Origin of the sequence: uncultured Methylobacterium sp. (assembly GCF_964244095.1) — a bacterium.
GTDB lineage: Bacteria > Pseudomonadota > Alphaproteobacteria > Rhizobiales > Beijerinckiaceae > Methylobacterium.
Window position 1 is genome coordinate 26,962 of sequence record NZ_CAXTHR010000028.1, and the last position, 10,678, is coordinate 37,639.

Sequence of the window (10,678 nt, forward strand, 5' to 3'; positions counted from 1 at the left end):
TCCACCCCACGCCCCAGCCTTGTCGCGCGAACCTTGTCGCGCGCAAGGCGATGCTGCAAAGCGTGCCCGTCCGATCGACAGGGCCGCCCCATGCACGACATCCGCGCCATCCGAGAGAACCTGGACGCCTTCGACCGCGACCTCGCGCGCCGCGGCCTCGCGCCGCTCTCGGGCGACCTGATCGCGCTGGACGACGCGCGCAAGGGTACGGTCTCGGCGGCGCAGGAGAACCAGGCGCGCCGCAACGCGCTGGCGAAGGAGATCGGCGGTGCCAGGAAGGCGAAGGACGAGGCGCGCGCGGCCGAGTTGATGGCCGAGGTCGCCCGCCTCAAGGCGGCGGCGCCGGGGCTGGAGACGGCGCAAGGTGCGGCCGCCAAGACCCTCGACGACACCCTCGCCGCGATCCCGAACCGGCCCAAGGCCGAGGTGCCGGACGGCGCCGACGAGCACGGCAACGTCGAGCACCGCCGCTTCGCCTCCGCGCGGGCGCAGCTCGGCGAGGGCCGCCAGCACTTCGAGCTCGGCGAGGCTTTGGGCCTGATGGACTTCGAGGCCGCGACGAAAATCTCGGGCTCACGCTTCGTGGTGCTGAAAGGTCAGATCGCCCGGCTGGAGCGGGCGCTGGGGCAGTTCATGCTCGACCTGCATACGCAGGAGCACGGGTATCTGGAGGTGGCGCCGCCGATCCTCGTGCGTGACGAGGCGATGTTCGGCACGGCGCAGTTGCCGAAGTTTGAGGACGATCAATTCGCAGCAAATACCTCAACGTTTACCTCCGAATGGAGGGAAACAACCCTTCAGTCGCTGAAAACCGTATTTTCTGCTTCTGATGCAGATAAAGACTCGCCTGAAAAGGTCGTGCGTGTTGTCCAGAGCCTTATGAAGATTGCTGAGCGAGAAGCTCGCAAGATGCAACGCTGGCTCATCCCCACGGCCGAAGTCCCCCTCACCAATCTTGTCCGCGAATCGATCCTCGCCGAGGACGAACTTCCCCTCCGCGTCACCGCCCTCACCCCCTGCTTCCGCGCGGAGGCCGGCGCGGCGGGGCGCGACACCCGCGGGATGCTGCGGCAGCACCAGTTCAACAAGGTCGAGCTGGTCTCGATCACCACACCGGAGAAGTCCGCCGAGGAGCACGAGCGCATGCTCGACTGCGCCGAAACGGTGCTCAAGAAACTCGACCTGCCGTTCCGGACGATGACGCTCTGCACCGGCGACATGGGCTTCGCGAGCCAAAAGACCTACGACATCGAGGTCTGGATGCCGGGGCAGAAGACCTTCCGCGAGATTTCCTCGTGCTCGGTCTGCGGCGATTTTCAGGCGCGACGGATGGGCGCCCGGTACCGTAAGGACGGCAAGCCCGCCTTCGTCCATACCCTGAACGGCTCGGGCGTGGCGGTCGGCCGCGCGCTGATCGCGGTGCTGGAGAACTACCAGAACCCGGACGGCAGCGTGACGGTCCCGTCCGCGCTCGCGCCCTACATGGGCGGGATCACCCGGATCGAGGGACCGAGACACTGATGCGCATCCTGGTCACCAACGACGACGGCATCCACGCGCCGGGCCTGGAAACCCTGGAGGCCATCGCCAGGACGCTGTCCGACGACGTCTGGGTGGTGGCGCCCGAGACCGACCAGTCCGGCGTCTCGCATTCGCTGTCCTTGAACGACCCCTTGCGCCTGCGCCACATCTCGGAAAAACGCTTCGCGGTGAAGGGCACGCCGTCCGACTGCGTGATCCTGGGCGTGCGCCACATCCTGGCCGAGCACAGGCCGGACCTCGTGCTGTCGGGCGTCAACCGCGGCCAGAACGTGGCCGAGGACGTGACCTATTCCGGCACCATCGCCGCGGCGATGGAGGGCACGATCCTGAACATCCGCTCGATCGCCATGAGCCAGGCCTACGGGGCGGGGGGCCGCGGGAGCCTGAAGTGGCACTGCGCCGCCCATCACGGCCCGGCGGTCGTCAGGAAGATCCTGGAGACCGGGATCGAGCCGGGCATCCTGATCAACGTCAACTTTCCCGATTGCGAGCCGGAGGCGGTCGCCGGGATCGCGGTGGCCGCGCAAGGCCAGCGCAACCAGGCGCTGCTCGCCATCGACGCGCGCACCGACGGGCGCGGCAACCCGTATTTCTGGCTGGCCTTCGCCAAGGCGCGGTTCGAGCCGGGCAACGGCTCCGACCTCAAGGCGATCGCCGAGAAGCGCATCTCGATCACGCCGCTGCGCCTCGACCTCACCGACGAGCCGACGCTGACGCGCTTCGCGCAGGCGTTTTCGGAGTAGGGTTATGTTTCCCGAGTAGAGGTCTCTTGCGCCCCCGCAGGGTTTCACCCCACCCTCACCCCTCATCCTGAGGTGCCGCGTCAGCCGCCTCGAAGGAGCCCTCCAGGGATCGCGAGCGTACTGGAGGGCTCCTTCGAGGCCCGCTGACGCGGGCACCTCAGGATGAGGGGTGAGGGTGGGGAAGTTCGGTGCGGTCGCGTTGCGAAACGGAGCCTGCCCGCGTGAGCCTCGTCCTCATACCCGGCTTCATGGCCGATGCCGGCCTGTGGGACGACATGGCTGGTGCGCTCTCCGCCGCTGGACCGGTCGTCCATGCCGACTTGAGCCGCGACGATTCGATTCCGGCGATGGCGCGCCGCCTGCTCGCGGAGGCGCCGGAGCGCGTCGTGCTCGTCGGGTTCTCGATGGGCGGCTACGTCGCTCGCGAGGCGGCGCGGCTGGCGCCGGAGCGGGTGCGCGGCCTGGTGCTGGTCGCGACCTCGTCGCGGCCCGACACCCGGGAGCAGATCGTCGCCAAGCGCATCGCCGTGGAGCGGGTCGAGGCTGGGCATTTCGCGGGCCTGAGCCGCGCCGCGGTCGCCGCCTCGCTGCACCCGGACCGGGCCGGCGACGAAGCGATGATCGCGCGCATCCGCACCATGGGGATGCGCCTCGGGCGGGACGCCTTCCTGCGCCAGTCCCGGCTGGATCGCGTCGGCGACGGCGCGCGGCTGTCCGCCATCGCCTGCCCGACGCTGGTGATCGCGGGCCGGCAGGACGCCCTGCGCGGCGTCGCGGAATCCGAGGAACTGCGCGACGCCATTCCCGGCGCGCGGCTGGAGATCGTCGAGGGGTCCGGCCACATGCTACCGCTCGAGGCGCCCGGCGCGCTGGCGGCGTTCATCCTGGCGTGGCTCGGCGACCTGCCGCCATGACCGGTCCGCGCGAGGGGCTCGCCGGGCACGACGGCCTCGGTGCCGCGGTCGAGAACGCCGCCTTCGTGCTGGCGCTGCGCGGGCGCGGCACCCGCGACACGGGCGTGCTGCGGGCGATGGAGCAGGTGCCCCGCGCCCGCTTCGCGCCGCCGGCCCACCGCCACCTCGCCCGCCGCGACCTCGCCCTGCCGCTGCCCTGCGGCGCGGCGATGGCCGCGCCGAGCACGGTCGCGACGATGCTGACCCTGCTGCGGGTCGAGGCGGGGATGCGCGTCCTCGAGATCGGCACCGGCTCGGGCTACGTCACGGCGCTGCTGCTGCACCTCGGCGCGGACGCGGTCACCGGCCTGGAACGCTACGCGACGCTGGCCGCCCTCGCGACGGCAAGCCTCGACGGCGCCCGCGCCCAGGTGGTGCAGGGGGACGGGCTGGCGGAGGCGGGGGAGGGCGGGTTCGACCGCATCCTCGTCCACGGCGCCGTGGCCATGCCGCCACCGCACTGGGCCGCCGCGCTGAACCCCGGCGGACGCCTCGTCGCCGGATCGGGGACCGGCCTCGTCGTGGCCGCGCGCACGGCGGCGGGCCTGCGCGCGGAGCCGGGGCCGCCGCTGCGCCTCGCGCGCCTGGTGCCGGGGCGGGCCTCGGCACTGTAGCCCCGGCACCGCACCGGCTCCCGCGCCGGCCCGAACGTGGTGAACGGGAACGGTTGTTTAACCTGAATCCGTCTTGAATGACGTCATCAAGTTGCGTCAGGCAAACGGGTGCGTCGATGCGGGTTCGCGGAACAAGTCGGGGGATGAAGACGCTGTCGCGCTTCGCGCTCATCGGCGTCATCGGCGGCGGTGCCGCGGCGTGTTCGTCGGACGCCTCGCGTCTCGACAGCCCCTTCACCAATCCGTTCGCCTCGAACCTCGCGAGCGAGCCATCGGCCACCGGCAGCCTGCCGGACATGCCGGCCTCCGCCCCGATCCGCACCGGCCGCATCCAGTCGGAATCGCTCGGCGCGCCGATCGCGCCGCGGCCGGGCCCTATGGCCGCCCGCCCGCCGACGCAGCCGATGGCGCAGACCACCCGCGTCGCCTCCACCGGCGCCGCCGGCTGGAACGCGCAAGGCGGCACCACCATCACCGTGTCGCGCAACGACAGCCTCAACCAGATGTCGGCCCGCTTCGGCGTGCCGGCCTCGGCGATCCTGTCGGCCAACGGGCTGACCAGCGCGAGCCAAGTGACGCCCGGCCGCCAGATCGTCATCCCGGTCTACAACGCGTCGGGCATGAACCCCGCCGCCGCGCCGATGACGGCGCGCACCGTCCCGGCCGCGCCGTCCGAGCGGGTCAAGGCGGCTGAGACCAAGCACCAGGACGAGGCGAAGGCCGAGGCGAAGCGCAAGGAAGCGGCCAAGGAAGCGGCCAAGGAAGACGCCAAGGAAGCGGCCAAGGAGGCCGAGGCGAAGAAGCTCGCCGACAGGCGCGCCGAGGAGAAGGCGCGCAAGGAAGCTGCCCTGAAGGAGGCCGACGCCAAGAAGCGTCATCTTCGTCCGGGCCAGGTCGCCAAGGCCGAGACGAAGCCGCAGGCCAAGGTCGACGCCAAGGTCGACGCCAAGGCCGACAGGAAGGCTGATGCGGCGCGCAGGGCCGAAGCCGAGGCCAGGCTCGCCAAGGCAGACGCCGCGAAGGAAGCGGCGAAGAAGGTCGCGGAAGCGAAGGCCGCCAAGGCCGCATCCGAGAAGGTCGCCGCCGCCAAGCCGGAACCCGTCAAGGTCGCCGTCGCGGAGAAGCCGGAACCCGCCAGCACCGGCTCGGTCGCGCCCGACCAGACCTTCCGCTGGCCGGCCAAGGGCCGGGTGATCTCCGGCTACGGCTCGTCGGGCAACGAGGGCATCAACATCGCGGTGCCCGAGGGCACGGCGGTGAAGGCGGCGGAGGACGGCACGGTCGCCTATGCCGGCTCCGACGTGAAGGGCTACGGCAAGCTCGTTCTGGTGCGCCACTCCAACGGCTACGTCTCGGCCTACGCCCACAACGGCGAACTCGACGTGAAACCGGGCGAGAAGGTGAAGCGCGGCCAGACCATCGCCAAGTCCGGCGCGTCGGGTAACGTCACCTCGCCCCAGCTCCACTTCGAGATCCGCAAGAGCGGCGCCCCGATCGACCCGATGTCGCAGCTCGCGAGCAACTGACCGCGCCCGGCTCCGGCGCTCGAACGGCGGCCCGGTAGGCCGTCGCCTCGCGTTTCGGGCACGGGTCTTCTTCCGTTGTGGGGAAGGGGGGATGGTCTTCGCGATACGGCCCGCGCAGGGCTTAGCCCTGCGGCACCTGCAAGGTCCCGTCGGGGCTGTGGTGATCGACGGTCGCCGGGAGCACCTTGGCCAGCACCGCGAGCACCTGATCGGCCGGGATGCCGAGTTTCTCAGCGATCTGCCGCGCCTGCTCGCTGTTCATCACGGTGCGCAGGTCCTCGGTGGTGATCGGCTCGTTGGGGCCGCGCCCGAGCCAGGAATTCACCTGCGCGGCGTAGCCGGAGTTCTGGAGCTGGTTCAGCAGGCCCTGGAGGCCGCCCGGCAGCACCCGCTCGATAATCGTAGGCAGCGCCTCGATTGCGGCCTGCCCGAGACTTCCGCCGAGGGCGCTCTTGAGGGTGTCGTAGAGACTCATCGCGTGGGTCCTCGCCGGAATCGTGCCGGCAGTCTACCGTCAGGGGCGCCCCAGGCCACAAGCTCACGCCACCTGCGTCGAGAACTGCATCTGCGGCGCGAGCATGCCGTCCGGGCTCTGGCGATCGACCGCGCCGGGCAGGAATTCGGCGAGCGTCGTCGCCACGCGCCCGGCCGGGATGCCGAGTTCGGCGGCGAAGCGCGCGGTCGCCTCCGGCGAGAGCAGGGCCGCGTAGACCTCGGGTCCCAGGGCGGCGTTCGGGCCGGACCCGAGCCAGGACGCGACCGCCGCGTCGTGGCCGGCATCGCGCAGGGCGTCGAGGAAGCCGGGCAGCCCACCCCGGAAGATCTTGGCGAAGGCCATCGGCAGGGCGCCGCCGCCGATCCGGTCGATGCTCGCCTCCGCCCGGGCGAGCGCACTCCCAAACACGTCGAACAGCCCCATGATGTCGCATCCCTCCCGCTCGGCCGCCCGCCGACCGGGGCACCAGCCGGCGGGAAGTCGGGCGGCGGGGAGTATCGGCAAGCGCCTGCGGCGAAGCGGCCCGATCCGGGCGCCCGGTCGCGCGTCCTTGTCAGTCGAGCGTCCTGCCGAGCCGCCCGGCAAGATCCTGGATGAACTGGAACGCGGTGCGGCCCGAGCGCGAGCCGCGGGTGGTGGCCCATTCCAGCGCCTCGGCGCGGAGTGCCTCCGGCTCGACCGGCAGCGCGTACCGCCCGGCATAGGCGCGGATCATCGCGAGGTACTCGTCCTGGCTGCACGTGTGGAAGCCGAGCCAGAGGCCGAAGCGATCCGACAGCGAGACCTTCTCCTCCACCGCCTCGCCGGGGTTGATCGCGGTCGAGCGTTCGTTCTCGACCATCTCGCGGGCCAAGAGGTGCCGGCGGTTGGAGGTGGCGTAGAACAGCACGTTCCCGGGCCGCCCCTCGATGCCGCCGTCGAGCGCGGTCTTGAGCGACTTGTACGCGGTGTCGTCGGCATCGAACGAGAGGTCGTCGCAGAACACCACCCAGCGGTGCGGGTCGGGGCGCAAGCCGGCCATCAGGTCCGGCAGCGCCTCGATGTCCTCGCGGTGGATCTCCACGAGCTTCATCGGCAGCGATCCCGCGGGCCGCCGGGCGTTGATCGCGGCATGCACCGCCTTGACCAGCGAGGACTTGCCCATGCCGCGGGCACCCCAGAGCAGCGCGTTGTTGGCCGGCAGCCCGCGGCTGAACCGCTCGGTGTTCTCGGCCAGGATGTCGCGCGCCCGGTCGATGCCGGTGAGCAGGCCGATCTCGACCCGGCTGACCCGCGGCACCGGGACCAGCCGGCGCTCCGCCCCCCACAGGAAGGCGTCGGCGGCGGCCGTGTCCGTCGCCGGCCGCGCCGGCGGCGCGGCGCGCTCGAGCGCCGCAGCGATGCGCTCGAGCAGGGGGAGCAGCGTGTCGAGGGTCGTCGCTTGCGGCATGGCGATCGCTTCGGATGAGGCACGGAACGCACGGCCCTACGCGCGCAGGTCCCGGCCTGCAACGTGCGGGGCCGGCCGGCGTTGTCGGCACGAACCGACACCGGAGGTCCGCCTTGATCTTTCCCGCCACGACCGCGCTCTTTACCGCCCTGGTCTTCGCCGGGCTGTCGGCCTGGGTGATCGGCGGCCGCGTGTCCGGCAACGTCCTCCTCGGCGACGGCGGCCAGGACGCGCTGCAGAAGCGCATCCGCTCGCACGCCAACTTCTCGGAATACGTGCCCCTGACGCTCGGCCTGATCGCGCTGCTGGAGGCGGGCGGGAGCCGTCCTTGGATCGTCGTGACCCTCCTCGCGGTGCTGCTCGTCGCGCGAATCCTGCACCCGATCGGCATGCTCGCGCCCGCCAACGCGCCGCGGCAGTTCGCCTGCCGGGGCGGCGGCGTGATCGCCACCCTTCTCGTCATGGCGGCGGCGGCGATCCTGCTGCTGGTCCGCGTCGTGTGAGGCCGGGGCCGGCCCGGCGTTGCTTTCGGGTCGCCCGTGGCTATAGTCCGCGCGCTTTTGACAAGGCCCGGCGACGCGTCAGGACGCGGGTGCGGGCCCGTTCCCACATGAGGAGACGCGCTTGATCACCCCCGCCTTCGCGCAAGGGGCCGGCACCGTTGCCGGCGGAGCCGAGATCGCCTTGCAGGTGGTTCCGTTCGTCCTCATCTTCGTGATCATGTATTTCCTGATCCTGCGGCCGCAGCAGAGGCGGGTCAAGGATCATCAGGCGCTGGTGAAGAACGTCCGCCGCGACGACACGATCGTCACCAACGGCGGTCTCGTCGGCCGCGTCGTCAGGGTGATGGACGACGCCAGCGAGATCGAGGTCGAGATCGCGCCCAACGTCCGAGTCAAGGTGGTGCGCACCATGATCTCCGAGGTCCGCGTCAAGGGCGGCCCGGTCAAGGCTGCCTGAACCGCCGGGTCAGATGCCGGGCCAAGCCTTTACAGGACTTGGCGCCGGGCAGGACTGTCAGAAACAGAGTCGGCGGATGTTGCGCTTTTCCCGTTCCAAGATCGTCGCGACGCTCGCCGTCATCCTGATCGGCCTGAGCCTGGCCGTGCCGAGCTTCTTCTCCTCCGAGCAGCGCAAAGGCTTCATGGCCGCGCTGCCGGGCTGGTTCCCGGCCTGGATCGTGCCGAGCCGGGCGATCGTGCTCGGCCTCGACCTCCAGGGCGGCTCGCAGCTCTTGTTGGAGGTCGATCAGAACGAACTCGTCGCCTCCCAGGCCAAGGGCTTGCGCGACGAGGTCCGCGGCGTGCTCCAGCGCGAGAGCGTGCGGGCCGACGGCGGCATCGGCATTCTCCAGCGCGGCGTCCAGGTCCGCATCGCCGATGCGGCGGCGCGCGCCAAGGCGATGCCGAAGCTCCGGGACCTGGCGCAGCCGATCTCAAACCCGCTGGTCGGCCAGACGGGCGGGCGGACGCTGGACATCACCGAGCAGCCCGACGGCCTGGTCCGCCTCGCGCTCACCGATGCCGGCATCAACGAGCGCACCCGCCGCGCGGTGACGCAGGGCATCGAGGTCATCCGGCGGCGGCTCGATTCCACCGGCACCACGGAGCCGTCGATCCAGCAGCAGGGCGCCGACCGCATCCTGATCCAGGTGCCGGGCGAGCAAAATCCGGAGCGCCTGGAGCGGCTCCTCGGCTCGACCGCCAAGCTCGAGTTCCGGATGACCTCCGACAACGCGGGCGGCGACGTCGACATGCTGCCCTCGCGCGACGAGAAGGGCGCCAAGGTCCCCGTCGAGCGCCGGGTGATGGCCGACGGCGGCGACCTCACGGACGCGCAGCCGGCCTTCGACCAGCAGAGCCACGAGCCGATGGTGAGCTTCAAGTTCAATCTCAAGGGCGCCCAACGGTTCGGTCAGGCGACCTCGGAGAACGTCGGCCGGCGCATGGCGATCGTGCTCGACAACGAGGTGGTCTCGGCGCCCGTCATCCGTTCCGCGATCACCGGCGGCTCGGGCCAGATCACCGGCAACTTCTCGGTTGCCCAGGCCAACGACCTCTCGGTGCTGCTGCGCGCCGGCGCGCTGCCGGCCAAGTTCACGGTGGTCGAGCGCCGCGTCGTCGGGCCGGGGCTCGGGCGCGACTCGATCCAGGCCGGCAAGCTCGCCACCGGCGTCGCGGCGCTCCTGGTCGTCGCCTTCATGTTCCTGACCTACGGCACCTTCGGCTTCATCGCCAACATCGCGCTCGCGGTCCATGTCGGCCTGATCCTTGGCCTGATGTCGGTGCTGGAGGCGACAATGACGCTGCCGGGCATCGCCGGCATCGTGCTCACCATCGGCACCGCGGTCGATTCCAACGTGCTGATCTACGAGCGCATGCGGGAAGAACATCGCGCCGGGCGCTCGCTGGTCTCGGCGCTCCAGGCCGGGTTCGACCGGGCGTTCGCCACGATCATCGACTCGAACTCGACCATGGCGATCGCTGCCCTGATCCTGTTCTTCCTCGGCTCCGGCCCGGTGAAGGGGTTCGCCGTGGTGTTCATCCTCGGCATCCTGACGACCGTCATCACGGCGGTGACGCTGACGCGGATGATGATCGCGGTGTGGTACAAGTCCTTCCGGCCGAAAGCCCTGCCGTTCTGAGGCCCTGCCGTTCTGATTTCCTCCTGACCGGGGAGCCTCCGAAGAAGAACGCCGACCGAGAGATCCGAAAAAATGCGCCTGCTTCGCCTCTGGCCCGACGAGTCGCACGTCGACTTCATGCGCTTCCGGCGCTTCAGCTTCCCGCTCTCGGCGGTGCTGTCGCTCGCCACCGTCGTGCTGTTCCTGACCGTCGGGCTGAACTACGGCATCGACTTCAAGGGCGGCACGTTGGTCGAGCTTCAGGCCAAGTCCGGCACGGCCGACGTCGGCGCGATCCGCCACGAGGCCGCCGGCTTCGGCTTCGGCGAGCCGGAGGTGCAGGAACTCGGCAGCCAGGGGACGGTGCTGGTGCGCCTGCCGCTCCAGGCCGGCGAGCAGGGCCAGACCGCGGTGATGAACAAGGCGCACGCCGCCTTCGACGCCGCCTACGACTTCCGCCGCACCGAGACCGTCGGTCCCCGCGTCTCGGGCGAACTGGTGCAGTCGGGAACGCTGGGCGTCGTGCTCTCGGTCGTGGCCGTGCTGCTCTACCTGTGGTTCCGGTTCGAGCGCGAGCTGGCGCTCGGCGCCATCGTCGGCACGCTGCACGACATCGTGCTGACCATGGGCATCTTCATCGTCACCCGCATCGAGTTCAACATGACCTCGATCGCCGCGATCCTCACCATCGTCGGCTACTCGCTGAACGAGACCGTGGTGGTGTTCGACCGCACCCGCGAGCTGATGCGCCG

Annotated in this window: 12 protein-coding genes; 9 read left to right on the plus strand and 3 right to left on the minus strand. The window is 70.5% G+C overall.

What is annotated here, in order from left to right:
- Positions 1 to 90 precede the first annotated feature (90 nt).
- From serS to ACFE86_RS06925, 5 genes are all read left to right on the plus strand, one after another.
- Entirely contained in the window at positions 91 to 1,521 is a 1,431-nt protein-coding gene (serS, locus tag ACFE86_RS06905; RefSeq protein ID WP_375454600.1) for a serine--tRNA ligase, read from the plus strand.
- Positions 1,521 to 2,285, plus strand: coding sequence for a 5'/3'-nucleotidase SurE (gene surE, locus ACFE86_RS06910; RefSeq protein WP_375454589.1), 765 nt, complete (start codon positions 1,521 to 1,523; stop codon positions 2,283 to 2,285). Before serS ends, surE begins: the two co-directional genes overlap by 1 nt.
- A 221-nt stretch (positions 2,286 to 2,506) precedes the next feature.
- Positions 2,507 to 3,199 (plus strand): alpha/beta fold hydrolase, encoded by a 693-nt coding sequence (locus ACFE86_RS06915; RefSeq protein WP_375454590.1) that lies wholly within the window; start codon positions 2,507 to 2,509, stop codon positions 3,197 to 3,199.
- Positions 3,196 to 3,852, plus strand: a complete 657-nt coding sequence (locus tag ACFE86_RS06920) for a protein-L-isoaspartate O-methyltransferase (protein WP_375454591.1) — start codon at positions 3,196 to 3,198, stop codon at positions 3,850 to 3,852. The genes ACFE86_RS06915 and ACFE86_RS06920 overlap by 4 nt, the downstream gene beginning before the upstream one ends.
- 143 nt (positions 3,853 to 3,995) lie before the next feature.
- Positions 3,996 to 5,378, plus strand: coding sequence for a peptidoglycan DD-metalloendopeptidase family protein (locus ACFE86_RS06925; protein WP_375454592.1), 1,383 nt, complete (start codon positions 3,996 to 3,998; stop codon positions 5,376 to 5,378).
- Between the two features lie 121 nt (positions 5,379 to 5,499).
- Here ACFE86_RS06925 and ACFE86_RS06930 read toward each other — a convergent pair whose 3' ends face one another.
- The 3 genes from ACFE86_RS06930 to ACFE86_RS06940 all read right to left on the minus strand — a co-directional run bounded on the left by ACFE86_RS06930 (position 5,500) and on the right by ACFE86_RS06940 (position 7,303).
- Positions 5,500 to 5,853 carry a YidB family protein gene (locus tag ACFE86_RS06930; RefSeq protein WP_375454593.1) on the minus strand — a complete coding sequence of 118 codons (354 nt, stop codon included), beginning with the start codon at positions 5,851 to 5,853 and terminating at the stop codon, positions 5,500 to 5,502.
- Between the two features lie 63 nt (positions 5,854 to 5,916).
- Entirely contained in the window at positions 5,917 to 6,297 is a 381-nt protein-coding gene (locus ACFE86_RS06935) for a YidB family protein (protein ID WP_375454594.1), read from the minus strand.
- A 130-nt stretch (positions 6,298 to 6,427) separates the two neighbouring features.
- Entirely contained in the window at positions 6,428 to 7,303 is an 876-nt protein-coding gene (locus ACFE86_RS06940; RefSeq protein WP_375454595.1) for an ATP-binding protein, read from the minus strand.
- Between the two features lie 113 nt (positions 7,304 to 7,416).
- On the opposite strand from ACFE86_RS06940, the gene ACFE86_RS06945 reads away from it, so the two are divergent.
- The 4 genes from ACFE86_RS06945 to secF all read left to right on the plus strand — a co-directional run.
- Complete coding sequence (locus ACFE86_RS06945) at positions 7,417 to 7,806, plus strand: MAPEG family protein (protein ID WP_375454596.1); 390 nt, start codon at positions 7,417 to 7,419, stop codon at positions 7,804 to 7,806.
- Between the two features lie 121 nt (positions 7,807 to 7,927).
- Positions 7,928 to 8,263, plus strand: a complete 336-nt coding sequence (gene yajC, locus ACFE86_RS06950; protein ID WP_375454597.1) for a preprotein translocase subunit YajC — start codon at positions 7,928 to 7,930, stop codon at positions 8,261 to 8,263.
- A gap of 76 nt (positions 8,264 to 8,339) precedes the next feature.
- Positions 8,340 to 9,947, plus strand: a complete 1,608-nt coding sequence (secD, locus tag ACFE86_RS06955; RefSeq protein ID WP_375454598.1) for a protein translocase subunit SecD — start codon at positions 8,340 to 8,342, stop codon at positions 9,945 to 9,947.
- 72 nt (positions 9,948 to 10,019) lie between these two features.
- Positions 10,020 to 10,678 (plus strand): protein translocase subunit SecF (gene secF / locus ACFE86_RS06960; protein ID WP_375454599.1); only part of this gene is annotated, 659 nt, incomplete at its 3' end.

Bases quoted from the DNA above. Each gene is read 5' to 3' on its own strand.
- ACFE86_RS06935 (WP_375454594.1), bottom strand. From the start codon at position 6,297: ATGGGGCTGTTCGACGTGTTTGGGAGTGCGCTCGCCCGGGCGGAGGCG.
- ACFE86_RS06920 (WP_375454591.1), top strand. From the start codon at position 3,196: ATGACCGGTCCGCGCGAGGGGCTCGCCGGGCACGACGGCCTCGGTGCC.
- surE (WP_375454589.1), top strand. From the start codon at position 1,521: ATGCGCATCCTGGTCACCAACGACGACGGCATCCACGCGCCGGGCCTG.
- ACFE86_RS06925 (WP_375454592.1), top strand. From the start codon at position 3,996: ATGAAGACGCTGTCGCGCTTCGCGCTCATCGGCGTCATCGGCGGCGGT.
- ACFE86_RS06940 (WP_375454595.1), bottom strand. From the start codon at position 7,303: ATGCCGCAAGCGACGACCCTCGACACGCTGCTCCCCCTGCTCGAGCGC.
- ACFE86_RS06930 (WP_375454593.1), bottom strand. From the start codon at position 5,853: ATGAGTCTCTACGACACCCTCAAGAGCGCCCTCGGCGGAAGTCTCGGG.
- secD (WP_375454598.1), top strand. From the start codon at position 8,340: ATGTTGCGCTTTTCCCGTTCCAAGATCGTCGCGACGCTCGCCGTCATC.
- serS (WP_375454600.1), top strand. From the start codon at position 91: ATGCACGACATCCGCGCCATCCGAGAGAACCTGGACGCCTTCGACCGC.